General features: G+C 45.5%; 24 protein-coding genes. 6 read left to right on the top strand and 18 right to left on the bottom strand.

The genetic code is table 11. The features are described from left to right. Window positions 1-78: 78 nt before the first annotated feature. Window positions 79-753 (top strand): SDR family NAD(P)-dependent oxidoreductase, encoded by a 675-nt coding sequence (locus tag DUN60_RS16445; RefSeq protein ID WP_114634384.1) that lies wholly within the window; start codon window positions 79-81, stop codon window positions 751-753. 112 nt (window positions 754-865) lie between these two features. Then, complete coding sequence (locus DUN60_RS16450) at window positions 866-1,105, top strand: RNA recognition motif domain-containing protein (protein ID WP_004732698.1); 240 nt, start codon at window positions 866-868, stop codon at window positions 1,103-1,105. A 148-nt stretch (window positions 1,106-1,253) separates the two neighbouring features. On the opposite strand, the gene DUN60_RS16455 is transcribed toward DUN60_RS16450, so the two are convergent. The 5 genes from DUN60_RS16455 to DUN60_RS16475 form a co-directional block, all read right to left on the bottom strand. Next, complete coding sequence (locus DUN60_RS16455; protein WP_004732696.1) at window positions 1,254-1,598, bottom strand: ribosome recycling factor family protein; 345 nt, start codon at window positions 1,596-1,598, stop codon at window positions 1,254-1,256. 175 nt (window positions 1,599-1,773) lie between these two features. Then, complete coding sequence (locus DUN60_RS16460) at window positions 1,774-3,006, bottom strand: MalY/PatB family protein (RefSeq protein WP_114634385.1); 1,233 nt, start codon at window positions 3,004-3,006, stop codon at window positions 1,774-1,776. A gap of 122 nt (window positions 3,007-3,128) precedes the next feature. After that, a complete protein-coding gene (locus tag DUN60_RS16465; protein ID WP_114634386.1) occupies window positions 3,129-3,596 on the bottom strand; it encodes an OsmC family protein in 468 nt (155 codons plus the stop codon). 28 nt (window positions 3,597-3,624) lie between these two features. Further along, entirely contained in the window at window positions 3,625-4,017 is a 393-nt protein-coding gene (locus DUN60_RS16470) for a GFA family protein (RefSeq protein ID WP_102550830.1), read from the bottom strand. A gap of 101 nt (window positions 4,018-4,118) precedes the next feature. Then, entirely contained in the window at window positions 4,119-5,078 is a 960-nt protein-coding gene (locus DUN60_RS16475; protein WP_114634387.1) for a LysR family transcriptional regulator, read from the bottom strand. 158 nt (window positions 5,079-5,236) lie between these two features. On the opposite strand from DUN60_RS16475, the gene DUN60_RS16480 reads away from it, so the two are divergent. The 3 genes from DUN60_RS16480 to DUN60_RS16490 all read left to right on the top strand — a co-directional run bounded on the left by DUN60_RS16480 (window position 5,237) and on the right by DUN60_RS16490 (window position 8,410). Next, on the top strand, window positions 5,237-5,920 hold the full coding sequence (locus DUN60_RS16480; RefSeq protein WP_114634388.1) for an SDR family oxidoreductase: 684 nt from the start codon (window positions 5,237-5,239) through the stop codon (window positions 5,918-5,920). Window positions 5,921-6,028: 108 nt separating this feature from the next. Continuing rightward, window positions 6,029-7,237: an MFS transporter gene (locus DUN60_RS16485; RefSeq protein WP_114634389.1), complete on the top strand. Its 1,209-nt coding sequence runs from the start codon at window positions 6,029-6,031 to the stop codon at window positions 7,235-7,237. Window positions 7,238-7,321: 84 nt separating this feature from the next. Beyond that, entirely contained in the window at window positions 7,322-8,410 is a 1,089-nt protein-coding gene (locus DUN60_RS16490) for an alkene reductase (protein ID WP_114634390.1), read from the top strand. Window positions 8,411-8,717: 307 nt separating this feature from the next. Here DUN60_RS16490 and rlmJ read toward each other — a convergent pair whose 3' ends face one another. The 12 genes from rlmJ to DUN60_RS16550 form a co-directional block, all read right to left on the bottom strand. After that, complete coding sequence (gene rlmJ / locus DUN60_RS16495; RefSeq protein ID WP_114634391.1) at window positions 8,718-9,584, bottom strand: 23S rRNA (adenine(2030)-N(6))-methyltransferase RlmJ; 867 nt, start codon at window positions 9,582-9,584, stop codon at window positions 8,718-8,720. A gap of 201 nt (window positions 9,585-9,785) precedes the next feature. Then, entirely contained in the window at window positions 9,786-10,724 is a 939-nt protein-coding gene (gene secF / locus DUN60_RS16500; RefSeq protein WP_114634392.1) for a protein translocase subunit SecF, read from the bottom strand. 2 nt (window positions 10,725-10,726) lie between these two features. Then, a complete protein-coding gene (gene secD, locus DUN60_RS16505; RefSeq protein WP_017075565.1) occupies window positions 10,727-12,526 on the bottom strand; it encodes a protein translocase subunit SecD in 1,800 nt (599 codons plus the stop codon). A gap of 272 nt (window positions 12,527-12,798) precedes the next feature. Then, entirely contained in the window at window positions 12,799-13,263 is a 465-nt protein-coding gene (locus DUN60_RS16510; RefSeq protein ID WP_114634393.1) for a hypothetical protein, read from the bottom strand. Between the two features lie 293 nt (window positions 13,264-13,556). Further along, on the bottom strand, window positions 13,557-16,331 hold the full coding sequence (locus DUN60_RS16515; RefSeq protein WP_114634394.1) for a M16 family metallopeptidase: 2,775 nt from the start codon (window positions 16,329-16,331) through the stop codon (window positions 13,557-13,559). A 240-nt stretch (window positions 16,332-16,571) separates the two neighbouring features. Next, complete coding sequence (locus DUN60_RS16520) at window positions 16,572-17,438, bottom strand: LytR/AlgR family response regulator transcription factor (RefSeq protein WP_114634395.1); 867 nt, start codon at window positions 17,436-17,438, stop codon at window positions 16,572-16,574. Window positions 17,439-17,480: 42 nt separating this feature from the next. Beyond that, on the bottom strand, window positions 17,481-18,548 hold the full coding sequence (locus tag DUN60_RS16525; RefSeq protein WP_114634396.1) for a sensor histidine kinase: 1,068 nt from the start codon (window positions 18,546-18,548) through the stop codon (window positions 17,481-17,483). Continuing rightward, complete coding sequence (locus tag DUN60_RS16530; RefSeq protein ID WP_114634397.1) at window positions 18,548-19,840, bottom strand: hypothetical protein; 1,293 nt, start codon at window positions 19,838-19,840, stop codon at window positions 18,548-18,550. The genes DUN60_RS16525 and DUN60_RS16530 overlap by 1 nt, the downstream gene beginning before the upstream one ends. 8 nt (window positions 19,841-19,848) lie before the next feature. Beyond that, window positions 19,849-20,649 (bottom strand): outer membrane lipoprotein-sorting protein, encoded by an 801-nt coding sequence (locus DUN60_RS16535; RefSeq protein WP_114634398.1) that lies wholly within the window; start codon window positions 20,647-20,649, stop codon window positions 19,849-19,851. Further along, window positions 20,642-21,940 (bottom strand): ABC transporter permease, encoded by a 1,299-nt coding sequence (locus DUN60_RS16540; RefSeq protein WP_114634399.1) that lies wholly within the window; start codon window positions 21,938-21,940, stop codon window positions 20,642-20,644. Before DUN60_RS16540 ends, DUN60_RS16535 begins: the two co-directional genes overlap by 8 nt. Further along, window positions 21,928-22,626 carry an ABC transporter ATP-binding protein gene (locus DUN60_RS16545; protein ID WP_114634400.1) on the bottom strand — a complete coding sequence of 233 codons (699 nt, stop codon included), beginning with the start codon at window positions 22,624-22,626 and terminating at the stop codon, window positions 21,928-21,930. Before DUN60_RS16545 ends, DUN60_RS16540 begins: the two co-directional genes overlap by 13 nt. 66 nt (window positions 22,627-22,692) lie before the next feature. Next, a complete protein-coding gene (locus DUN60_RS16550; RefSeq protein WP_114634401.1) occupies window positions 22,693-23,373 on the bottom strand; it encodes a hypothetical protein in 681 nt (226 codons plus the stop codon). A gap of 461 nt (window positions 23,374-23,834) precedes the next feature. On the opposite strand from DUN60_RS16550, the gene DUN60_RS16555 reads away from it, so the two are divergent. After that, window positions 23,835-24,056 (top strand): hypothetical protein, encoded by a 222-nt coding sequence (locus tag DUN60_RS16555; RefSeq protein WP_054546072.1) that lies wholly within the window; start codon window positions 23,835-23,837, stop codon window positions 24,054-24,056. Window positions 24,057-24,367: 311 nt separating this feature from the next. On the opposite strand, the gene DUN60_RS16560 is transcribed toward DUN60_RS16555, so the two are convergent. Beyond that, window positions 24,368-25,267, bottom strand: coding sequence for a LysR family transcriptional regulator (locus DUN60_RS16560; protein WP_114634402.1), 900 nt, complete (start codon window positions 25,265-25,267; stop codon window positions 24,368-24,370). Window positions 25,268-25,284: the final 17 nt, after the last annotated feature.

Genomic DNA, 25,284 nt, shown 5'->3' on the forward strand with positions numbered 1-25,284 from the left:
GCATCTTGGTCTTAGATCTCAGCAAACAGATATTCAAAGCCTTACTATCTCGATTCAATTCAACAATTCCGAGTCACCATGATTTTAATCACCGGATCAAGCAGCGGTTTAGGCGCAGCTTTAGCCAAGCAATATGCGAACACATCAAACAGCCGTCAGCGCTTAATGATCACTGGCCGCAGCTCCCAACGTTTAGCTGAATTAGCGAAAAACCTACCAGCAGATACCGTTAGCCAAGCCTGTGACTTGTGTGACCCGCGCTCCGTGAGCGAACTGCTTGATGCCTTACCAGAAACACCAAAGCTGGTGATTCATAGCGCAGGCAGTGGGTACTTCGGTAAAATTGAACAACAAGATCCCACAGCTATTAGCGACATGCTGAAAAACAACATCGAGTCCTCGATATTTCTGATTCGCGAGCTTGTTCAGCGTTACAAGGATCAATCTGTCACCATTGCTGTCGTAATGTCGACCGCGGCTCAAGGCGCTAAAGCAGAAGAGTCGACTTACTGCGCAGCAAAATGGGCAGTTAAGGGCTTTATTGAATCGGTCAGGTTGGAGTTAAAAGGTCACCCAATGAAAATCGTTGCGGTTTACCCCGGCGGGATGGCAACCGAGTTCTGGAGAACCAGCGGCAAAGCGATGGATACCTCAAGCTTTATGACCGCACAAGAAACCGCTCAAATGCTGCAGCAGGCGTTAACCAGCACCGAGCATGGATATGTGTCAGATATCACGATAAACCGCGGTTAACGGCTAATGAGAGCAGCGAACAGGTAAACCGAGCTATTCCGCTAATTATTTGTGAGGGTGAGCACGAAAGTGTGCGACAATGCTCGGCGTAAATTCATATTCAAGGTTTATTATGAAACTTCTAGTTCGTAACCTATCGCGCTCTACTGCAGAGCAAGACATCCGTGTTCTATTTTCTGAGTTCGGCTCAGTAAAAGAGTGCAGCCTAGTTTTAGACCAAGAAACTGGCGAATCTAAAGGCTTTGCTTTTGTTGAAATGCCAGAGCACGAAGAAGCTAAAGCGGCACTAAACAAGCTGAACTTGTCAAAGCTTGGCAAAAACACGATTCGTGTAAAAGTAGCTAACTCTTAATCGTGTAAACGCTTTATAAGCCACATGGCTTAGCTTAAGCAGCACAAGCACAGATGATAAAGCCCGTAACGATATAACGCTTTCCAGCGTAATATCGTTACGGGCTTTTTGCTGCTCGCGATTCTCTTTTCACACGATTCGAATACGCCTACAGCCCTTCATGTTCATCAATAGCACGCCTTGCTTCTGCCATTGAACATCCAGATTCCATCACCAGTTGAGCGACGGTCATTGAGGGTGTCGCGGCCAACAGAGATGCCAAACACACCACAGGTTTAGGCAGCACTTTATCGATTGCGATTGCTATCCAACCGTCTTTTTCGTGAGTTAACATCGTTTTAAATTCAACGAGTTGATGCTCTTGAGCGACCAACAGCCAATTGCGTGAACGACGAACTCGCTTCAACTGGCATCCACATTCTGCAGCATGCGCCATCACTTGGCTTTTATCACTCACACGATGTACAAAACTATTCAGTGGGACGCTAAACATAACTCTCTGCTAACCAATCTATTCCTACCATTCAAGAGATCGCTACCTATCTCTCAGTACTTTCTAACTGTCACTCAATAAAACCGTACGTAGGATTACACAGACATAAAAAAACCGCCAGTGATGCACTAAGCAGCCTCGCGGTTTTTTGTTCTTTAGAGCCTAACGCTCGATATCAGCAGCAGCTTTTTGAAGCGCCGCTATCACAGCAGTTTGAACTCTCCTGACTTCCTCGCTCAAACCCCTCAATTGCATCCGCCAACGCAGTAAATGATTGCTCAATATTGTCACGTGAAGTCGCGATATTCATTCGCATGAAGTTAGGACTTTCAGCACCAAACCAACCGCCCGGCGTTAATCCCATTTTAGCCTGCTCAAACACCACGTTTTTTAGCTCTTCTTCCGAAAAGCCGAGCTCTGAGAAATCAAACCACACTTGATAAGTCCCTTGTGGCTGGAAGACTTTCAATTGAGGAATTCGCTGCTCAGCAAACTCAGTGATCCACTTAACCGTGTCTTGCAGATAAACCAACATACCGTCTAGCCACTCTTCGCCTTTTTCAAAGGCGGCAACCGTCGCAAAGGTCGTCAAGGCATTGCCATGGTCAAGGTACATCGCCGCGACGTTGGTTTTGAACGCTTCAAATAGTTCATCATTGTTCGTGAACACATAGCCGTTTGAGATGCTGTGCATACCGAAGGTTTTTGCCGGAGAACCAATTAAGGTAATAACCTTGTCGTAGTCAAAGCTGGTTAAACTCGTAAAAGAATGACCTTCAAAAATAATGTCGGAATGAACTTCGTCGCTGATGATCAGCACATCGTGGCGCTTGGCGATTTCGATGACTTGTTCAATTTCTTGAGGTGTCCACACTCGCCCAGTCGGGTTATGCGGATTACAGAAAATCATCGTCTTCACTTTTTGCTCGATGATCTGTTGCTCCATACCATCGAAATCAATCTGGTAACCCTGTTCATCATTGAGCAATGGGCTTCTCACGACCTGACGTCCTGCTTTATTCACCAAATTAGCAAACTGGTGATACGCCGGCGTATGGATAAGCACACCATCGCCTTCGTTGGTGAATTGGCGCAGTAACAGCGCGATACCAGAAAGCACACCCGGTACCTGAACAAACTTGTCTGTAGAAAGGTTTAAACCATGACGCTTTGAATACCATTGAGAAAGCGCTTCAAATACAGCCTGCTCATGAAACTCATAAGAGTACACACCGCGATCAACCAAACGGTTCAACTCTTGAGTTATGGGTTCCGCCACCTGAAAATCCATATCGGCAACCCAATAGGGGAATACATCTGTGGTGTTATAAATGTTCTGTAGCATCTGCGGTTTGCTTTTGATAAACGCATTTTCACCATAGTTCGATGTGCTGTTAAACGCTGTCATGGAGATGTCCTCAAATAGTGTGTTCGGTCTTTTTGCAATCAACTAAATTGCATGAATACCCTTAAGACGACGGCAAAATCAAAAAGACGAAGCTTTTAAAGAAATCTTGTGATTAATTTAAATCAATCTCGCATCTCGACCTTTATCTCTGTTTTTACCGAGTTCGCGATAAAGCAGTTTTTGTGCGCCAAGTGATGCAGTTTTTCGAGTTGTTTGGCGGTTGGTTGTTTGGTGCCTAGAAACACAATGTCAGGTCGCAGAGTCACCTTAGTGACCGATGAGCGGCCTGATTCATCTTCCTCAAGCACACCAATCGCATCATCCACATAAGACTCGATCACATACTTCTGCTTCGCAGCGATTCCTAGAAAAGTCAGCATATGACAGCTAGAAAGTGCCGCAATAAAGGCTTCTTCTGGGTCAACATTCGCTTCCACCGAGAATGGGAGCGGCACAACATGAGGAGAAGATGAAGCAGGCACAGTGATTCCACCATCAAATTCCCACGTATGACCGCGGCTGTATTGATTGTCGCTAAAGGCTTCATCTGCCGCTTTTTGCCAACGAATGAGCGCACCATATTCAGACATAGAACCATTCCTTTTTAATGTTCATTACTTAACGATCAGCAGGATGATTCACACCATCGTTGGTCACCACATCACCAATATCAAAAGGGTTCACTCCTTCCAAACAACCGATGTTAAAACCGTATTCATTTGGGCTTGAGCGGCGTTGGTGATGGGTATAGATACCGCAGTTTGAGCAGAAGTAATGCTTCGCGGTGTTGGTATTGAATTGATAAAGCTTAAGATGCTCCGCACCTTTGAGGATCTTGATGCCATCTAGCGCAACAGAGCCCACAATCGCTCCCCTGCGACGACAGATAGAGCAATCACAACGACGTGGCTTTTCTATCCCGTTAGGTAGGCTGAGTTCAAGTTCGATTGCACCACAGTGGCAGGTGGCTTTGTGAAAAGGTTGGATAACCGTGTTGCCGACTACTTTCATTTTTCTCTCCAATCACGTCCTTGTAATCGAACTATCTTAACGAGAACCATTTACCTTGTCCGTAACCTAGCATTGAGTTCGAGAGATCCGTCATAAGCTAGCTAGCGAGTGAGCGATTCTTCTTTATCTGACTGATCTGATTTCTCAACCAAACCGCCAAAATTTTCAAATAGAAAATCCAGAAACAGTCGGATACGCTTCGGCTGATACTTTTTGCTGATGTACACCACATTCAAATCGGCACTGGACACCGACATCGCGGTATTGAAGTTCTTCATGTAGCCGTTAAGTAACGTCACGAGGCGCTGGTTATTGATGTCATCTTGCACATCCAGAATGGATTTCAGTGCAATCCCCTCTCCTTGTAGCGCCCAATAACGGATCACTTCGCCATCATCCGAAAATCGCTTAGGAACCACCGTCACAGCCTTCTTCATGTCATGATCTTGGAAGTGCCAAGTTTTGAGTTCTTCGTTGCTGCGAAGCATCGCCAGACACGCATGATCAACCAAATCTTGAGGCTTGATCGGCGTCCCGTGTTTGGCGAGGTATTCTGGGGACGCGCACAGCACACGTCGGCTCGGTGATAAGCGTCTGGATATCAAACTGCTGTCGACCAACTCACCGTAGCGGATAACGATATCCATGCCAGATTCAGCGATATTCGACAGATTGTCGTTCAAATAAAGGTAGGGAATAACGTCGGGGTATTGCTGACAAAACTCCGACAAAATAGGCAATATGTACTGCTTACCGATGTCTTTTGGCGCGGCGATTTTTAGTGAACCTTTGACTTCTTTTACGCCATTTTGAATCAGGTTTTCAGCTTCGCTAACGTTATCTAATATCTCAAGACACGCCTTGTAATACAGCTCCCCTGAATCGGTCAACGACACATGGCGAGTGCTACGGTTCAACAGCTTCACACCATATCGCTCTTCAAGCGCCTGCAGCCTTGCTGTCATTGTCGCAGGAGACAAGCCCAATTCACGCCCTGCCGCTGCTAGCCCGTGATGCTTCACGATACCCACAAACATTGCCATATCTGAAAATTTGTCCATTTCTCGCCCTTTCGCTTATTCACTTATTGCCTATTCCCCGTTACTCAATCTCATTATTCAGCCTAACCGAATAATGATTTTATATTTTAGCTAATTATCAAAATTAATCGAATAAATATAATAACAACCATCAGCAGAACAACGCAGGAATTCAGAACATGACCAACGAACTTAAAAACCAAGAAAAACACACATTCGTCATCATTGGTGGCACATCAGGTATCGGCAAAGCTTTGGCTATGCAATTGAGAAATGAAGAGCACACGGTACACATTGCTAGCCGACATACAGGCCTCGATATCAGCAATGAAAAATCGATTTGTGATTACTTTGAATCAATTGGTGCCTTTGATCATTTGGTAGTAACGGCAGGCTCATACGCTCCAGGCGGAAAAGTCACCGACGTTGCCATCGAAGACGCGAAAACAGCCTTTGATACCAAATTCTGGGGAAGCCTAAACGTTGCTAAGCATGCTGCACGTTACATGACATCAAACGGCTCTATCACACTCACGACCGGCATGCTGTCACGCAAAGTTGTTGCTGGCACTTACGTAAAAACTGCGATAAATGCAGCGCTAGAAAGCGTCACTAAAGTGTTAGCGAAAGAACTATCACCGATTCGAGTAAACGCCGTCAGCCCCGGCCTTACCATGACGGAAGCCTACAAAAACATGGACGACTCAACTCGTTCAAGCATGTATGACAACGCCAAAAACAACCTACCCGCAGGCAAGGTTGGTGAACCTTCAGAGATAGCTATGGGTTACTTGTTCTCGATTAATAACCCTTACGTTACGGGCTCGATCATCGACATTGATGGCGGTGCACTGCTCGGCTAGTTCCCGAATTTTTTTCAAAATTTCAGGCTATATAACTCACAGAAAAATTGAATGCAGGGCGCGTAATTCAAGCGCCCTTAACAACCATATCAACACAGGTCACTCAACATGAAACAACAAGTCATGAAACAAGAAAAGATGCCGTTTCAGGTTTGGATACTGACACTCGCGGCTTTTGCCATAGGTACAGCTGAGTTTGTTATTGCAGGTATTCTCCCACAAATCGCCACATCACTTTCGATCACTGAAGGTCAAGCAGGCTACCTAATCAGTGCTTACGCGCTTGCTATCGTTGTCGGAGGGCCAATCTTAACCATCTACCTCGCACGCTTTAATAAGAAGATAGTGCTAATCGGTTTAATGGCTCTGTTCATTATTGGCAATGTCTTATCAGCCCTTGCTCCTAGCTACCCACTTCTACTTGCAAGCCGCGTTATCGCAGGCTTAGTGCAAGGTCCTTTCTATGGCATAGGGGCAGTTGTCGCGACCAATTTAGTGTCTGAGAAAATGGCAGGTCGTGCCGTTGGCCAAATGTTCGCAGGCTTAACGCTCGCTAACGTTCTTGGCGTTCCCGCAGGTACTTGGGTGAGCTTGCAATTCGGCTGGCACACCACTTTCTTTACCGTGGCAGCACTTGGCACAGTTGCAATGATCTCTATCCTAACGTCAATCAAATCCACAGGTCACAGTGAAGCGAAAGACATCAAAACTCAGCTCATGGCATTCAAAAACCCAATGCTCATTCTCAGCTTAGCAATCACCGCTTTTGCTTGGTCTGGCTTCATGACGCTTTACGGCTACCTTGCGCCAATCGCCATGCACATCACTGGCTACAGTCAAGAATCAGTAACTTGGATTTTAGTGGTTGTTGGAGTTGGCTTAATCATCGGTAACACCTTAGGCGGACGATCTTCTGACAAAAACCTAGGCAAAGCTTCAATGTTTTGGGCTGTAGCAATGATCGTGTCATTGGTGGTGGTTGGCCTTGTGGTAGACAACAAAATCCTCTTCGTTGCAGCCGCATTCATTTTTGGTATCGCTTCATTTGCCAACGTTCCAGCAATGCAACTTCGAGTAATGAACCACGGTGGCGAAGGACAAGAGCTAGCAGCAACTGCGAATATCTCAGCGTTTAACTTAGCCAATGCTTTCGGTGGTTTCCTAGGCGGCATGGTACTCGACAGCCAACTAGGCGCAGGAATGATTCCGTTCGCAGCCGTTGTGGTTCCTATCGTCGGCTTGTTCTTAATCGCTAAAGCTAACCGAAACGAGAAGCCACAAAGCAACTCAATATTTGCACCAACAGAAGCTAAATAATTTAAGAACTCCGTAACGTCAAAGTGCCAATTCATTATCAAACTGGAATTGGCACAGCACTAAAAATTCATAAAGGTAGAGATCATGAACAAGTTATTCGAAACATCAGAACTGAAAGGCCTAGAGCTGCAAAACCGTGTGGTTATGGCACCTATGACACGCGCTCGTACTAGCCAACCTGGAAACGTGCCAAACGACATGATGGCGACTTATTACCAACAACGAGCAAGTGCAGGGCTCATCATCACTGAAGCCACACAAATTTCAGATGACTCCCAAGGTTACTCATTCACACCCGGCGTCTATACCGATGCGCAAATCGAAGGTTGGAAATCAGTAACAACAGCAGCAAAAGAGCAAGGTGCAGCGATATTCTGCCAACTATGGCATGTAGGCCGAGTATCACACCCTACCTTTCAAAAAGGCGAGTTGCCGATTGCACCTTCTGCACTCGCACCTGTAGAAACGCAGGTTTGGATCTCTGATGAAAATGGTAACGGCAACATGGTGGATTGCATCCAACCAAGAGAGATGACCCAAGCAGACATCGATCGCGTTGTTCAAGATTTTGCTCACTCGGCGAAAAAAGCGGTCGAGGCAGGGTTCAACGGAGTGGAAATCCACGGTGGTAATGGCTACCTCATCGATCAATTTCTACGCACCAATTCAAACCAACGTACCGACAACTATGGTGGCAGCCGCGAGAACCGACTTCGCTTCCTAATCGAAGTGGTCGATGCTGTGATTGAAGCGATTGGCGCCGATAAAGTTGGTGTGCGTTTAGCTCCCTTCATCACCTTCAAAGACATGAACTGCCCAGACATCGTGCCAACGATTTTAGAAGCATCAAAGGAACTGCAAGCGCGTGACATCGCTTATCTGCATCTATCAGAAGCCGACTGGGATGACGCGCCGGTTATTCCTGAAAGCTTCCGCGTAGAACTAAGAGAATTGTTCTCCAACACCATCATTGTCGCTGGTAGTTACACACCAGAACGTGCCGAAGAAGTATTGAGTAAAGGCTACGCCGATCTCGTCGCATTTGGTCGCCCATTTGTTGCGAACCCAGATCTAGTTTCACGCCTACAAAACGGCAACGAACTATCCGATCTTGACGGCGCAACGCTATTCGGCGGTAACGAAAAAGGCTACATCGATTACCCAGCGTTGTAATGAATTGGGAAAAACTGGTAGATACTAACTGCTAGAAACATTTCCGACAGGCAAAAGAAAGGCTCGCATGACTAGTGCGAGCCTTATGCAGTTTAGGGGGTAAACCACAATCTAGTTTAATCTTAAGATTAATTATTTAACTTATGAGCCATTATGCACTTGTGCGCATTGATATTCTATTTTTAAATGATTCACTGCAATTAATCAATCGATAAAAGTTAGCGTTTGGTCAATTTAAACCACATAAATAACAGTGATTTAGTGAACGGCGTCTAGAAAATCATCATAAAATCCATAGAAATCAGATTTATAGACTTCTCATTTGCCAATACCCTTCACCATTTGTCGCGAGTTGGCTGTGTAAATAATCAAGCGTATCAGCAACCTGTCCGGCAATGCCTTGTGGTGGATTGAACAACAGTAAACCACTACCGATCAGGCGATCATCACCCTTAGGATCTCGAAGGCGAAGCTCCGACTTAATCGGACTTGGCAGCAAACCATCTTTCACTGCGGTCACACAGTGGTTCAAAATCAGTGAGCTCTTGTCATCCGTGTAGAGCGGGTACCAAATTAGTGCAGATACTTTCTCCGACTGCTGATATGCCTTAACTAAGGCATCAATCACCGCGAGATATTCTGAATCGGTTTCATAGGGTGGGTCGATAACAATCAGATGATGATTGTCATGTTTAGCTACGTCATCAGGTAACGCTTTAAGCCCATCACCTGCGCTAATCGTAAGCTTGCTTGAAATATCTAAGTTACACTGTAACCTCTCGATATTGGTTTGCAGTAAATCAGCTTCATCTTGCTGAATGTCTGAAAAATAGAAGCTATCTTGGCTGCGACCTTGTTGGTAAGTGATGGCCGCAGAGCCGGGGTACAAAGAGATAAGTTGATTCGGATTGTAGTATTCCAGTACCGACATAAAAGAAGCGAATGCCGGAGGAAGATAAGCCTTATTGCGCCACAAGTACCCGACCCCTTCAGCAAACTCACCTGCATGATTACTTGGTGCGGTGGTGAGGTCATAACACCCTGTACCTGAGTGCGTGTCGATAACATTGAGACGTGAATGCTGCTGCATTAATGACTGAACAAGTGCACTCAATACTGGATGCTTCAGTGCATCACCATGGTCGCCTACATGACATTGATGTCGATATTCCATTCCCTTGCCTCATTTCTACTAACGTCATCTAAACATACTTCATATCACACGCAGTTGCCTATTCAATCCATCGTTTTTTGAAATAGCTTCTCCTTTCGCTAACTGTCTGACTCTTATAAAAAATAAAGCCCTTCGTTTTATTACAAACGAAGGGCTTTACTGACGTTACTTGCTAACTTGTACTGCTAGAGCATAGACAACCTAAGGGTACTCTCCCTCAACTTCTACTGGCGCTTTCACTTGGTAGTGGCAAGGTTGTAGACCAAGTAGCTTAGGCAGTGTGATGCCGACAGACACTGAAGACCACGTACCGCTGACAATGCCGACAACGAGTGCAATAGCGAAACCTTGCAGCGCAGCGCCACCCAGTAGCCAAAGCGCTGATACGGTGATTAGCGTTGTACCTGAAGTCACCATGGTGCGTGAGAAGGTCGCTTTAACCGATTCGTTAAGCAGGTTATCAGTATCACCGTTTGGATTGCCGCGCAGCATTTCGCGTACACGGTCGGCGATGATGATCGAGTCATTCAATGAGTAACCGAGAATCGCTAGCACGGCCGCCAATACGGTCAGGTTGAACTCAAACTGAGTAAAAGCGAACAGACCCAAGATAAGCGTCACGTCATAGATGATCGCGGCAAGCGCACCCAGAGCCAAACGCCACTCAAATCGTACACTCAGGTACAGCATTATCATTAGGAAACACACCAATACCGCCAAGCCACCTTGGTCAACCATGTCTTGGCCTACTTGAGGGCCAACCACGCTGCTGTTGAGTACTTTTACTTGGTCGCTAACCGTTGTCAAAGCATCCACTAAGTTTGGCTGTGGAGTATCTGTCAGTTGGCTGTAACGAATCGTCCAACGATCCTGCTCTGCCATACCAACCACTTGAACGTCTTGTTGGAAAGCGGTATCGAGTTTTGTTTTTAACGCGTCTTTTGTCACTTGTTCAGAGAGTTGCACCTCGGCAACTACACCGCCTGTAAAGTCCAACCCCCAGTTAAAACCTTTCACTGCCACCAGCATCACAGAGCTCATGAACAGCACAATAGAAATCACAGACATCACCTTACGAAGGCGAGTCATATTGCTATTTGAAAAATAGCGGTCTGAAATAGTCATTTTTGAAGTACTCATGCTTAAATCCTTACATCGTGGCGTTGGTCACGCCCCCAAACCAAATTGATGATCGCTCGTGAAGCAAAAATGCCCGTAAACATACTGGTTAGAAGACCTAAGCCCAGTGTCAGAGCGAAGCCCTGAATCGGTCCATTACCAATGGTGTATAGGGCTACAGCAACAATCATGGTGGTGACGTTGGCATCGAAAATAGAAGAGAACGCACTGTCAAAGCCACGATCGATAGAACTCGCAAAGCTGCGTCCTTCTTTCATCTTGTCTCGAATACGCTCGAAGATGAGCACGTTGGTATCCACCGCCATACCAACGGTCAGTACCAAGCCCGCAATGCCCGGCAGGGTTAATACCGCACCTGGTAGCAAGGCAATCAAGCCAAACAATGTGGTCATGTTCACCACCAATGCACAGTTCGCGACCCAACCTAAGCGGCGATACCATAGCGCCATAAACGTCAGAGTAAGACCAAGGCCAAGCGCCAGAGCAGCAAAGCCGTTGGTTACGTTTTCTGCACCCAGAGATGGGCCAATAGTACGTTCTTCAATGATGGTAACGGGCGCGGTTAATGAACCCGCACGAAGGAGTAGAGCCAACTCTTGTGCTTCACCTAGCGTGCCAGCACCTGTAATACGGAAACGGCTACCCAACTGAGATTGGATGTTCGCAACGCTGATCACTTCACTGGTTTTCTCGCTGTTACCGGCTCTGTCGCGGCTGTATTCACTGTAAACAGTCGCCATTGGCTTACCGATGTTATGGCGAGAAAACTCAGACATTTTCTTGCCGCCAGAAGAATCCAGTGTGATGTTGACTTCTGCGCTGCCCATCTCACCAATGCCACTACGAGCATCGATAATATGTTCGCCACTCAACACAGCCTTGCGGTCGACTACCACGCGGTTGCCGTCTGTGTCCTTCAGCGTTTGAGTGCTGCGCGTTGGGTTGTCGTACACAGAATAGAAAGCAAGTGATGCGGTTGCACCAATCACATCTTTCGCTGCTGCAGGGTCTTGTACGCCCGGCAGTTCAATACGAATACGGCTTTCACCTTGGCGTTGAATTGATGCTTCTGTGATGCCTAGCTCTTCAATACGGCTGCGCATGATTTGCAGGTTTTGTTGAACCGTTAGGTTACGTAGCGTTCTTTGCTCTTCTTCAGATTGGGTTAACGTTAGCGATTTATCTGAACGATCACGTTGCCATTGTGGGAACTCTTCACGAATCAGCTTTTGCGCTTGTTCAAAATCAGCATCAGTGCGGAAATTAAACTTAACTTGGTTATTCACCACTTCACCACGGGCATAACGCACTTCGCTTGTGATCTCGTCGACCACCGCTTGAGCTTGCGCGTGATAAACCGGTGCCATATCCACTTCTAGCAAGAACTGCACGCCACCGCGTAAATCAAGACCTAGTTGAATCGGCGCAAAACCCATATCAGTTAGCCATTTAGGTGCAGCTGGCTCCATCGCTAGAGCAACGGTTGCGCTGTCTAGTAGGCGCTCATTAAGTACTTCTTTAGCTTTCGCTTGCTGCTCTGCATCTTCTAAAATCACAACTAAGCGTTTGTCTTTTTGAAAGGCTGATGTCGCTTGGATGCCTTCGCTCGCGAGATATTGAGTAATTTGAGTGGCGTCGATCGTCTGTTCAGAACGGTTGCTAATTTGAACCGAGGCGTTCTCGCCATACCAAGAAGGTAAAGCACTCAGAACCATAACGATGATAGTGGCGATAAGCACCACGTATTTCCACTTTGAGTAGTGGTTGATTTGTTTTCTTGGAATGCGTTTTTTCACAGTCAAGATCTCTTCTTTTTACCAATCACCGTAAACACGTGCTCAAAAATAGCGCCAGGAAAAAGCAGTGATCGAGCATTTTAACCAGCGAGGGTGACCAGTTATTTACTGCGATTGGTATAACTAATGTTTTGCGAACACGATCGATAGCTGAAACCAGAACAAGCTGATTGGACGGTAGTGATGCTAAAGCTGATGTCGCTATGTTTGTCTTGGTTAATTGGCGAGTTCAACGGGCGCGAGGCGACCATCAATACGACCAATTTAGGGTCAAACGATTAGCTAAGAAGTTCTCGGAAATGCGAGTATTGGATGTTGCCCTCTTTCCACCCCGAAAGCCGGGAGGACGGAGAACTCACAATGCTGGTCCAATGCTGCTTAGTATCCAACATCGGCGTGTTGAAGAGCAGAGAAGCCAGTAGTGATGGGGGAGAGAAATCGATCAGTAGATGATAAGCAGGCTCAAGGTCGGCCACGCTTTCTTGCTCGTTGCTGAGCATACGTCTAAAGGTTACCGCTTGGAGACTCGATTCAGTGTCGTGATAATTGGAACTATCACCTAAAGACACAGTGTCAAACTGAACCTGGTCGCATTCCATGTAGCTCGACGGGTTATCCGCAACAGCTTGTTTACAAAGATTATTCTGCGAAGGCTGCTCTTGAGCGGATTGGATTTGGAATGGCTTAGAAGGGAACGAATAGCCGTTAGAATTCACTAAGCCAAAGCTCAGTAAAAACAACATTAAGACTAATCGGGTACCTAATTTAAGCAATCTAATATCCAAACAACATTCTCGTAGATCGCCAATCTACAATACAAATGAAATGCTGTCTTGATTTAAAACATTTTTTTAGAAAATGATACGAAGCAACCGATTAAGCACCCTCGCATTTAGAATTACATGCCTTTAAATACGGCCAACAACACGTAATACATTGACGTTATGAATAATGTAAAAAAACAAAAAAGCCAAGCAGTGTGCGCTTGGCTTTCAGTTGTCTCTTTCTGTTGGCTTTAGGCTTTAGGCTTTAGGCTTTAGGCTTTAGGACGCATGATGTTCTTAACCTTACGGCTATTTTCACCAAAGATACTTTGCACTAGCGCATTCATCTCTTCTACAGAGACCGATCTCGCCACTCGTTCTACTTGAGACAACGCTTCGATGTCGTAGCCATGAAGTAAATAACGAGACAGATACCACGCTTGGTCGATAGAGCTCATCTCGAGAGGCGTGAAGTCAGCTTCAAACTGTTTCACTACCGCTCGCATTTCCTCTTCAGAGACACCTTGTAGAAGGTCTGCAATCACCTTATCGATCGCCACTTCCACTTTATCAACGTTCTCAGGCGCTATCATCGCACCAATAACCCACTCATGACTCAGCTCTCTATCTGCAGACGCCGAATATGCATAAGGTGAGTAATCTAAACTCAACTCTTCACGAATATAAGCATCTAAGCGAGTCGCCAGCAGTCGTTCTAGCAAGCTTTCCGTGAAGATATCTTTTGCCGTTACGCCTTGGTCGGTTTCGGTTGCAGGTTCAGAGATGACTCGTAAGACGTACTCTGCGCTATTCACATTGTTGATGGCTAAATCAATGCGTGATTCAGATGGCTGCTTGTAAGCCACCTTAAAGTCAGGAACCTCGGCTTTTTCTAATGGAATCGAAGCCAAGTATTGCTCAACCAAAGGCTTTAATTCACTTGGGTCGATATCACCCACGATCACCAATTGGTTATGTCTCATTTGACCAAACAGCTGCTGGTGAAGATTAGCGATGTCTTCCACAGAAACCGCTTCAACACGTTCTTTATCAACAAAGAGGTGGCCACTGTCCTGACCATAGATGTTCTGGTTTCTTGCGCGTTCAAACTGACCAACAGGGCTGCTCAAGAAAGATTCTTGACCTTGTACAAACTCCTGCTTCACCGCCTCTAACTGCTCGGGAACAATTTTAGGCGCAGTGATGAAGGTATAAAGCGCAGCAAACGTGTCTTCAAGCCCATCTTTGTTAATATTAAATTCAATACCATGACGAGTATTACCAATGAAGGAATCGGCGCGAATATTTTCACGATCAAAGTACGCTAAAAGCTCAGAGCCCGTAAACTCACCGGCACCGCTTCGAGCGAAGGTAGGTAACGCAACCTCAACCGCTGGGTACAAGCTCGGATCCAAAGCGGCTTTTCCGCCGAGGCTCATGTACATTACACCGATATCATCACCTGCCACATAATCACGCAGGTACCACATATCGATACCATTACTTAACGTCCACTTTTGGATGTATGGGTCTACGGACATTTGTTCAGCAAGTACAACCTCGCCTTGCGAGCTAGGTATAGCAAAGGCACTGGCTGTTCCAATCGCAAGCGGCGGAACTCCCGCCTCGCTATACGCGGCTTTTAAACTATCTAGAGAGTTGATGACCGCTGTTCTGTCTTCGGAATCATCCATCCCAATAACAATAAAGTAATCATCAGAAAGTAGATTCTTGATGTTGTCGTTAATCACTTCAAGGCTCAAGTTATCAATGAAGGCTTCCAAGCTGACTTGATAGTCTTTCTGTGATTGGACAATTCGATCAGTGACTAACGCACTCACTTTGTAGTTCGCGTGTTCAACGCTGTCCATTTTATCCCAGTCATGCTCAATGTTATCCAGCAAGTCTTGGTAGTAGTGCAGTTCGCCAGCAATATCCGTTTCCGAAACACCAAAATCACGCAGTGATGCCAATGTAGAAAGCAGATCTTTTTGGATAACTTCGCGGCCTCCAGTCGGAAACCCAACACTTATTGACGAATAGTACAGAGAACCCATTCGATAGCTATCAGACGCTATCCATTGAGTCGGCAGCGCGGCATCATTGAACACCGCTTCTAATCGCTGTCGAATCAATTGTTGAGAGGTTTCATCTAACCTGCGTTGGTTCTGCTGAGCATGATTTTCAACTCTATTTAAACCTCGGTTAAACGTCAGAGTGATGCTTGGCGCTTCTCTTCCTGCGTACTCAACATAATCATCTTCATTGAATGACGTCACTTTCTGTTTCTCTGGTCTCGGCGTGTCGCCACGCTCCCAGCTAGAAAACTTTTCTTCAATGAGTGGAATCACGGTTTTGATGTCCACATCACCTGAAACGACCAGCTCAACTATTTGAGGTTGATACCAAGTCTGATAAAAGTTGGTGATGCCTTGAGGAGTGGCATTCACAATCGACGGTTTAGTCCCTAGTGCATCTTGCGATTCGTACGGGCCGCCTTCAATGAAGTGATCATAAAATATCTCTCCGAATGACTTATCATCGAGGCGAGCCATACGGAACTCACCAAGAACAACGCCTTTTTCTTTTTCTACTTCTGAACTTGATAGATCCAGGCCATCACCAATGTCACGCATCCACGTCAAAGCAGACTGCAATTGGATGTTATCTGGCAAATCTAACTGGTAGACCGTCTCTTCATAAGAGGTGTAGGCATTAATATCTGCACCAAAGCTAGCGCCTGCATCTTCGAATAAACGAATCACATCATTTTGAGAGAAATTCTTACTGCCATTGAATGCCATGTGTTCCAAGAAGTGCGCGTAGCCTTCTTGCTGAACAGTCTCTTGAATTGAGCCCGCATGCACAACTAAACGAACAGATGCGGATTCTTCATGATCTGGATAAACATGGTAGGTAAGGCCATTTTCTAGCTGGCCTGATGTCCATGCCGGATCCGGCTGGATTGGAGTTTCGGTAGTTTTTGATGTTGAGCTACAGCCAACTAAGGTGAAGCATACTGCCGCCGCTAAATAATATGTTTTCATAACAACCTCTTAATGTCATTCATCGACAATATACAGATTGAGTTAACGATTATTATTTAATATTGAACCGGATGAGTATCTTTGTGATCTGGATCTTTATTTTATAAATTGCTATACGTTGTGTAAGACCCACTGTACTCGTTTAAAGCAGCGTTTTGATAAGAGCCTAAAACATCCATTTAAACTCGCTTACTCCACATACTTTTAAAATCAATGGCTACATCCCCTTAAGCTCGTTCTCTACATACCTTTAAAGAGCCCTTGCGAAGCGCGGCTAATGGGTAATTTCTCTCCAGAAACATACGCCGACATTTGGCCGGAGAGCCCTTTCTTCACCTTATCAATGGCCGACACTTTAACCACCACTGAACGATGGATCTGCCAAAACTCATCAGGATTGAGTTGAGCGATCAACTCTTTTAGCGACACGCGAAGAATATACTCCTCTAACGAACCGTCTTGGCCTTTTTTGAATATCGAGACGTACTTATCTTCTGCTTTGAAATACGCCACATCATCGACGGCAATCAGGTGAATGTCTTCCCCAACACTGGCTTTAAGCCATGTGAGATGTTTCTTCTTCTGTTGATAAAGGGGCTGCGATTGATAAGGAGGTTGAGCTTGCTGTGATGTTGATTGAGATAATTGCTGAAGCTGACTCATTAACGCAGCAATATCAGGCTGCTCAGGCGTGCTACCTGATTGTGTTTGATTGCTCGACAAGCGCGCTTGAACCTTCTGACAGGTAGCGAGTAGACGCTCTTCGTTGATTGGCTTCAGTAGGTAATCCATCGCATTGTGCTCAAAGGCTTTGACTGCATATTCGTCATAAGCGGTGATGAATACCACCAATGGCGGAGAGTCTAACTTGTTCAATTGTTTCGCCAGCGAGATTCCATCGAGCTCTGGCATGCGAATATCGAGAAAAGCCACATCGGGCTTAAGCTGTTGAATACTCTGCATCGCCTCTAAACCATTGGTTGCCTTACTGACGATCTCTAGCTCAGGCCAAACCTCAGCAAGGCTCTTGTCTAAATGGTGCCTTAACAGTGCTTCATCGTCTGCGATAATTGCCGTTACGTTCGGCTTTACTGCTGGGTTAGTCATTATTATTCCTTTAAATTCACACTGTAAATCGTCTGTTTGTAATCACTGATCATAGAGGTTCGGCTCATCGTTCTCAGATCTAGTTTCGCTGATAAGCGGTAATAAGATTGTCGATACCACCCCACCCTCAGCTTGCTCAGTGATCATCAAGCTAGCTTTCTCACCGTAAAGAGTTTCTATTCGCTGACGAATATTGCTAAGCCCCACACCATGGCCCGCACTACTAGAAGTGGAGTTCAGCCCAGCGCCATTGTCTGCAACTTCGATTTTTAGCTGCTGCGCTTGTTGAATAATGCAGATCTTCACTTTACCACCCGCAGCTTTTGGCTCAATCCCATGGGTTAATGCATTCTCGACCAAAGGTTGAATCAAGAATGGCGGAATCACCTGCAAGTCGCTGATGCCATGCGCTTCAATCGAAAACTCCAATCGTTCTGCCAATCGAATTTTCTGAATATTAAGGTAAGCATCAATCAAATCGACTTCTTGAGAAACCGTAGATTGATCGGCACGACTATTTTTTAATGTCACGCGCAGTAAATCCGTCAGCTTTTCTAACATCAGCTTGGCTTTAGCGCCATCAGTATCAATTAGCACGCTTATGGTGGCGAGAGTGTTGAACAAAAAATGAGGTTCAATTTGGCTTTGAAGTTGCTTTAGCTGACTCATCACCACGACTTTCTCTTGGTCAGCTTGACGGCGTTTAGCAATCTCCAACTCATTTTCGGCTCGGAGTTGTTCGCCTCTCGTATAAAAATAGTAGTAACAAACCGAGCAGAAAATGACACCCAACAACATCACCGATTTCAGCCCAGAGAAATTGTCACCAAAGAAACCATTTAACCAATAATGTGCGTTTAACGTACCAACCGTCATCGCCACCAACATCGAGATACCCACTTCAAACACACGAGATTCGGTTTTGAACAACTTAACCAAAATGAAAGAAGAGCCGACCGCACTCAAACCAAAACCAAAGCTGATCGCGAGGTTGAGGATGAAATCGCCTCCCCATATGGTTTGCGTGGTCACAGCAATCAAAGCGCAGAAAATGGTGGTCAGAGTGAAACTCTTTGGCCACGAAAATTCACTTTTAGAAGAAGTACTCATTAAAACCGTCCTTTGATATTTAAGAGAATCATATGACTATCGGGTAAGTTGGCGTAAGCAGAATCACTTTTACCGCCTAGAAAGCGTGCAGCAAGTTCCAAATCCAACGATGAGTCGCCATTATCTAAAGCCTGATAGTTGAGCCACTGGGTAGCAATAAAGCCGCCGTCTTGAGGAGACAACATGACGTCGAATGTCGGGGTGATATCTTCAAACCAGCCATGTGTCGAATCCAAAGACCAGTGAAACATGATGTTGTGTTGAACCAAATTAGCGTGCTGATAACCTTGCGCGTAAGAGCCTGCCAACGATGCTGTCATTGGATTAACCGACAAAGACTCGGCACTTTCTATTGCGCTTTGCCACTCAGAATCACTCCACGCTCGGCTATCAAACCAATATTCCAGAACCACATTGTGCCCCGAGTCATTGGCCCATGTTAGTCCGGCTAACGCTTGATAGGCCTCGCCCTGTTCTTCTAAGTAAACAGGTTTAAGTATGGAATCAGACTGGCTGTAGCCAAGGCTTTGTCGCTGATAAACCATCGAACCATGAAACTCCCAAGCGAGGTTCAACACCGACACCAAGCTCGCTCCAAACAAGCCGTGGCGCACATCGTCATAATAGGCGACCCATTGATATTCGTGATCGCCCACTAAGTTATAACGACGTATCCCAAGCCCTTGTTGCTGATTCTGCTTTTCGAACTCATTCACGTCTTGGGAAGTCCACGAGGAATCGCTGTAAAGCAGTGTCCATTCGCCCGTCATATCGAACAGTGACGCCGACGCAACACCCGCGCCCTCTTCTGCGACAATGCCTACTGGGTTTTGTCGATACGGCTTGATGATGTCTAACGGTCGATAGCCATAACCCACACCCCAATCCAAACGAACCTTACCAAGCGTGACATCAAGGTAGTGGTCACCGATTACTGAATTCGACAACTCAACACCACCTTGCCAAAACAACTCACGCACAATGAATTCAGACTCAAAGCTCGCATCTTGTTCTTGAGGGTTATTGCTTAGAATATCGCTGGCTTTCACTGCGAACAGACCAAGCCAATTGCCATATCCAACCTCAAGATCCAGCAAGCCATTGAATGACTGACGATTATCAGATGGTAAAGGGCTGAATGGCGACTCTCTCGATTCAACCGACTCAGCGCTCAGTTGCCAGTCCCACGCCAAGCTCAGATCGTCTGCTTGAATCGTGTTACTTACACAAGACAAAGCAAGCAAAGTAGTGATTGAAGACTTTATGTGGAATCGGCGATTGGGCGCTCTCATACGATCACCTACAATCCAGATACACTGTTACGCGACAAATAAGCAGGGTTGTAGTATTTGTCTTCCAAGCTTTGTTCTATTACTTCACGATACTCAATCACGGTTTTCTTACTCGGCTGAATCTTATCGAGCAAGGTCATCGATACCACACTTGGCAAGCCATCTCGCACACCTTCAGCAAACCACGCTTGCTTCGCTAACTTTCCTGAACGCAGGTACAAATCCGCTTTAACTGGAAACGCTCGGTCTGCCGTTAACCACAGGTCAATCGATTGATAGCTGGCACCCTTGGTTTTCGCCACTAGCTTTAGATGATGGGTATCGAGCTGTTCACCACTTGGCATCTCAACTCGTTGCTCAGCAACCCACTCACCTTGGTAATCTTCACTCCAAGTGAGTGTCGAGATATCGCCCACCGAGGCTTCACCCAATAGCTTTTGCATCGGTGTGATACGAATTGGTCGACGAGATTTCGGCATCAGTAACCAATAGTTATCTTCAATCATCAGCATCTTTTGACCGGCTTCAACAGCTGATTTAAAGACGACCAATGACTCTCGATTTGGCCTTGTGTAGACATTGTATTCACGGGTTTTATCCAGTTGTTCGTCTTGGTATAGCGCCACCAAAGAAACCACCTTAGAGGCTTGTGCACTGTTCAAGCGGTAGCTATCCGCCTTGGCAATCATCTCAGTGACTTGTTGTGAATCGACTGCCCAGCTTGGCGTCGATGTTACAGCTAGTGTTAGAACCGAGGCCAAGGCCAAAACAGAGCCCAACGTTTTAATTGAGCGAGTTAATTTACACATAAACCAGCGCCTCCGTGATTGGCTTGTTCACGCCTTTACGAGCAGAGAAATAAGCAGCGATTAAACATATTGTCAGCACACCTAAGGTGGCGTAACCAACCAATTCCAATGAGAAGTAAATGTTGAGCGGGTAACCTTCGGTTCTGCCGGGAGGTGGCGGCATTTGTATATCAACCACCAACAGTAGCAACGACACCAAGCCACTCACTAGTGCTCCAATAACGCTACCAATCAGTGCCAGCAAACCCGCCTCTTTTAAGAAGCCTGCGACGATTTCAAAGGGGTAACTGCCAAGTGCTGACAAGGTGCCGATCTCTCGAGTACGTTCCGTCACCGACATAGTCATGGTGTTAAACAACGACACAAACACCACCAACGCCATCACTGCGCCCATGATGCCGAAGATCCGGTCGTAAAGATCTTTAACCTTGGTGTAGAAAAACGCGCGATCTTGCCATGGGGTAATCTCGATCTCTGAGCCTTGATCGTTTTGGCTAGCGCTATTTCGCTCTAAAGCAGTTTGGATGCGCTGTTGAACGGTCGAGGTTTTGCTTGTTTCAAATAGGAACACCGACAAGGTGCTGACTTTATCTGAGGCCAAAAGCTCTTGTGCGGTTGTGATGTGCACGTACAACTGACGCTTATCCAACTCAGGTACGCCTGTTGAGTAAATGCCCTGCACCTTAAAATCAAAGGCATTCAATGCGCCGTCACTTGTGGTCGCGAGCAGAGTCACCCAATCCCCTACCGCAACTTTAAGGTTACGAGCCAAGTCAGTACCCAGCATCACTTGTGGTTCTTGACTGTCGTATCTTGGGGATTTCACATCCGACAGGGTTTGCCCGCTGCGTACATCAAGGAAAGGACCTTTCATGTCGAACTCGCGCTCATTGACGCCCGTTCCCATAAAAATGGTCGACTTACTGCCATTAGAAACCAAGCCACTGAAATAGACTCGCGGCTGCACACCACGCACATCACTATCGCCAATAATGCTCTGGGTTAGCGCTTGCACGTTATCCAGACCATTGCTCAGCGGCATGTCTTCATCTTGTTCAAAATAACCTAGCGTGCTCAAAGTAAGGTGGCCAGTATCACGCGCAGTCGATTCTCTCAGTGACTCATAGGTGTAAAGCCCATAACCACCAGCACTGGTCAGTGCAAATACCGCAATCGCGATGATCAACACTGAAAGTAGACTGCGTCGACCGTTTCTCAATAAATTCAACCACGCTAAACGTACCGAGGTTGGAAGTAAAAACGTGCTCATTCTTTGTGTTAACTTGCCCATGAGATCGCCTCCGTGGTTGCAGCTTGTGGAGCCAATTGACCGTCGATAAGTTCAATCACTCGATCGCAACGCTGCGCCATTCTTGGGTCGTGGGTGGCAACGATAAAAGTCGTGCCCATTTCGTGGCCAAGCTCTTTCATAATGTCGATCACAAGGTTCGCAGTGTGGCTGTCTAGGCTCGCGGTCGGCTCATCAGCAATCACGAGGCTTGGGTTGTGAATCAGCGCTCTGGCTATCGCAACACGTTGCTGTTGGCCACCTGAAAGGTTATCTGGTCGATGATGAACGTAATCTCCCAACCCAACACGCTCCAGCATATCTTGTGCTCTGGCCTGCTGTTCTTGTTTCGAGCATTGGTTCAACATCAATGGGTAAGCGACGTTCTCAAGTGCTGTCATTACAGGAACCAGATTGAAGCGCTGAAACACAAAACCCAACGACTGACGACGAAAACGCGCAGCGGCGATTTGCTCTGTCGGATACGGTTGGCCATCAATATTAATCTGCCCTCGATAATCCATATCCAACAAACCAAGAATATTCAAAAGTGTGCTTTTGCCAGACCCTGATGGCCCACATAACGCCACCATTTCACCGCGCTGGATGTGTCCATCGACCCCATTTAATGCATCAACACGTTGACCGCCCGTGACATATGCTTTGCCGATATCTTTAAATTCAATCATTTCGTTGTCCTCTGATTGCCAATCACTCTTAAGCGTTCGCTGCTGTTATTGAGCTTGAGTAAACCGTTATTTAGCTTTCGCAATGAGCGCTTTAGCCGTCATAGTTTCGATGTTGCCAGCATCGGCAGTTTCCATTTTTTCAAGCCACACCTGTGCTTGCTTGAAGTCTTCAGCACGAATCGATGCGGTAATGGCGTAACGGTAAATCCACGATGTCGCAGCGAAATGTTGTTGTTGGAAATCATCTTCAGCGAGTAACGATAGGAACAAGTCATAACCACGGTCAAAATGGTTAAACATGTCTGGCAGAGAGGTGTAAGTCACCGCAGCCATTGCGCGAGTTAGGTAAGAATCCGGCAACCCTTGAACACGAGGTTGTTCATGAATCGGTTGGACTTCGTCTTTAAGCAGCACCAGTGATTTATCAATTGTCGATAAGCCCTTCTCCACATACTTCATCTTGTTCCAAGGCAAGAATGCATCACGTCCAATTAAGGTTTCTGTACTGCCTAAGTAAACCAAGGTCAGTGGCGTAGCACCGTCTTGTTGCAGCGTGTCATTCAGGCGTTCATAAGCCACCTCAACCAAGTCTTCATTGCCTTGCGCGGCTTGGTTGTAGATATCAAGCACGTCTGAACTTGGGTTAGCCAAAGCTAATGACGGTACAAACGAAACAAGAGCAATCAGTAATGAACGCTTAAGCAGAGAAGTGGTAGAGCTTGAATTAAATGAGTGTGAAGTAGTCATGATTTCTAATCCCTTTCAAATGTTGACGTTGAAAGGTTAACTAGAATTTGTCACGCCGTTTTATCAATGCGACGAACGGTAGTAACAAGGAGTGAATGGTTAAGTTGGGGTGTGAGTGGAAAATTCAAAAAAGAAAGAGTAGCGAAAGAATAAAATGGATGGATCAAAACATAATCCGATATTTTCCAATTCAAGCCTTGATCAAAGCTGACTCATTTCTGCCCCTTTAAGTGTGCCAAAGCGGGATTAAACTTGATTTCGACCTCCTCAATTAGACTTACTTACCTAGTTATTATTTTCTAAGTGTTTGAGTGTCTATATTGGCAATTGTAATGAATTTTTCCCATTTATCTTAAGGTAAAGCAACTCACGCTCTGGAAACACCGCTTGTCGCAATGATAAGAACTGTAGATAAAACAGCCTTACCATAGAGCTTAAAACAACAGCACAAGGAAAGCGTCATGAATGGTAAGAACATAAGAATAATTTTGAGATGGATACACATAACTTTAGCGCTATTTGTTGGTGCAGCGTTCTATTCACCCTTAGGAAGCAATGAAGCATATCTTACCGCTACGCTATGGGGCTTAATACCAGCTCTTGCTTTAACAGGTATTGGTATGTGGAAACAGTCGTCAGTTATGAAAGTATTAAAGCCGATAAGCAAGAAGGCGCACCAGTAAGGTAAAAGATTACGCGAGAACCAATAGATCTCGCGTTTGTTCTTTTGGTTGCAACATATATAGGTATGAGAATATTGAAGTTACTTTTTAATCATAAGTTAACGAATTATGTGCAGCTTTCAATACTTGAAGTCTTCCTGCCTCGCATAGTTTGGTTGCCAACTCATTTACGTCCTGAACTTGGATAGTCCAATATTTAACTCTTGGCACTTTATGACTCAAAGTGCGCTAAAACAAACTCATAATAGATAGCTCATCAAGATAAATACTTCTATAGCCTGATGAACTCATCCCAATACAGTGTCCGTTTTTTAGTACGCTGATTTATTTATATAATAATCAGCGACCTTGATGATCGATTTTTTTACCTGAGCAATCTGTTTTGAATGTGGACACCAAAGGGATATGGGAACCATTATTTCTTGTTTGATCTCGTCACATTTTATCTCTACCAAATTCTCAGTCATATATTCAGATTCAATTATCGACTTTGGTAAAAGAGCCCAGCCAAAATCATCTTGGACAAGCTTAACAATGACCGCTAATTGATCAACATATTCATGTTTTGAAGAAACAACAACCTTCTCCGTCATTTTATCATCGACCATAGATTTGAGTACAAACTGGCGTAAAGATTTCATCGTTGAGAGCGTTTCGTTGGAGGGCTTAGCCGATAATTCACTTCCTGCATGAGCAAATGGAACAAAAGGCATATTCCCCAAAAAGGTAAAATCAATACTATTAATCACTTTGCTTTCGTATATATTCACAATCCCAAAATGAATGCTTCCATCTTCGATCCCTGCTTTTATTTCTGGTTTCGTTCTGACCAAAAAATTAACACGCATGGATGGGAAGTCTTCATAAAGCTGTCGACGAATTTTAGAAACAACGTGATGAGGTAAAAAGCTCGCATAGGCTATCGTCACCGACTCTAGCCCGCCAAATGAAAGGCTTAATGCAAATCGATCAAGAGTTTTAGCCTGCTCTAGAATTTGTTTTGCGTAATGATAAAGGAGTACTGCATCTTCAGTCGGTTCGACACTGCGGCTCAATCTATCGAATAAAGTGATCGCTAACTGGTCTTCTAAACTCGTAATTACTTGTGCAACCGTTGTTCGGTGCTTATTCAATTTTATCGCCGCTTTACTAAAAGCTTTCTGTTCATATACCGCAACGAAAGTATTTAATTGTTCAAGACTAAAATTCATATTATGCCCTGCGAGTC

The organism is Vibrio splendidus (genome assembly GCF_003345295.1).
Lineage (GTDB): Bacteria > Pseudomonadota > Gammaproteobacteria > Enterobacterales > Vibrionaceae > Vibrio > Vibrio splendidus_K.

Bases quoted from the DNA above. Each gene is read 5' to 3' on its own strand.
- DUN60_RS16465 (WP_114634386.1), bottom strand. From the start codon at position 3,596: ATGTCTGAATATGGTGCGCTCATTCGTTGGCAAAAAGCGGCAGATGAA.
- DUN60_RS16550 (WP_114634401.1), bottom strand. From the start codon at position 23,373: ATGACTACTTCACACTCATTTAATTCAAGCTCTACCACTTCTCTGCTT.
- DUN60_RS16520 (WP_114634395.1), bottom strand. From the start codon at position 17,438: ATGACTAACCCAGCAGTAAAGCCGAACGTAACGGCAATTATCGCAGAC.
- DUN60_RS16555 (WP_054546072.1), top strand. From the start codon at position 23,835: ATGAATGGTAAGAACATAAGAATAATTTTGAGATGGATACACATAACT.
- DUN60_RS16485 (WP_114634389.1), top strand. From the start codon at position 6,029: ATGAAACAACAAGTCATGAAACAAGAAAAGATGCCGTTTCAGGTTTGG.
- DUN60_RS16450 (WP_004732698.1), top strand. From the start codon at position 866: ATGAAACTTCTAGTTCGTAACCTATCGCGCTCTACTGCAGAGCAAGAC.
- DUN60_RS16455 (WP_004732696.1), bottom strand. From the start codon at position 1,598: ATGTTTAGCGTCCCACTGAATAGTTTTGTACATCGTGTGAGTGATAAA.
- DUN60_RS16490 (WP_114634390.1), top strand. From the start codon at position 7,322: ATGAACAAGTTATTCGAAACATCAGAACTGAAAGGCCTAGAGCTGCAA.
- DUN60_RS16515 (WP_114634394.1), bottom strand. From the start codon at position 16,331: ATGAAAACATATTATTTAGCGGCGGCAGTATGCTTCACCTTAGTTGGC.
- DUN60_RS16535 (WP_114634398.1), bottom strand. From the start codon at position 20,649: ATGTGTAAATTAACTCGCTCAATTAAAACGTTGGGCTCTGTTTTGGCC.
- secF (WP_114634392.1), bottom strand. From the start codon at position 10,724: ATGAGTACTTCAAAAATGACTATTTCAGACCGCTATTTTTCAAATAGC.
- DUN60_RS16460 (WP_114634385.1), bottom strand. From the start codon at position 3,006: ATGACAGCGTTTAACAGCACATCGAACTATGGTGAAAATGCGTTTATC.
- rlmJ (WP_114634391.1), bottom strand. From the start codon at position 9,584: ATGGAATATCGACATCAATGTCATGTAGGCGACCATGGTGATGCACTG.
- DUN60_RS16475 (WP_114634387.1), bottom strand. From the start codon at position 5,078: ATGGACAAATTTTCAGATATGGCAATGTTTGTGGGTATCGTGAAGCAT.
- DUN60_RS16480 (WP_114634388.1), top strand. From the start codon at position 5,237: ATGACCAACGAACTTAAAAACCAAGAAAAACACACATTCGTCATCATT.
- DUN60_RS16525 (WP_114634396.1), bottom strand. From the start codon at position 18,548: ATGAGTACTTCTTCTAAAAGTGAATTTTCGTGGCCAAAGAGTTTCACT.
- DUN60_RS16510 (WP_114634393.1), bottom strand. From the start codon at position 13,263: ATGTTGTTTTTACTGAGCTTTGGCTTAGTGAATTCTAACGGCTATTCG.
- DUN60_RS16530 (WP_114634397.1), bottom strand. From the start codon at position 19,840: ATGAGAGCGCCCAATCGCCGATTCCACATAAAGTCTTCAATCACTACT.
- DUN60_RS16540 (WP_114634399.1), bottom strand. From the start codon at position 21,940: ATGGGCAAGTTAACACAAAGAATGAGCACGTTTTTACTTCCAACCTCG.
- DUN60_RS16545 (WP_114634400.1), bottom strand. From the start codon at position 22,626: ATGATTGAATTTAAAGATATCGGCAAAGCATATGTCACGGGCGGTCAA.
- DUN60_RS16445 (WP_114634384.1), top strand. From the start codon at position 79: ATGATTTTAATCACCGGATCAAGCAGCGGTTTAGGCGCAGCTTTAGCC.
- DUN60_RS16470 (WP_102550830.1), bottom strand. From the start codon at position 4,017: ATGAAAGTAGTCGGCAACACGGTTATCCAACCTTTTCACAAAGCCACC.
- DUN60_RS16560 (WP_114634402.1), bottom strand. From the start codon at position 25,267: ATGAATTTTAGTCTTGAACAATTAAATACTTTCGTTGCGGTATATGAA.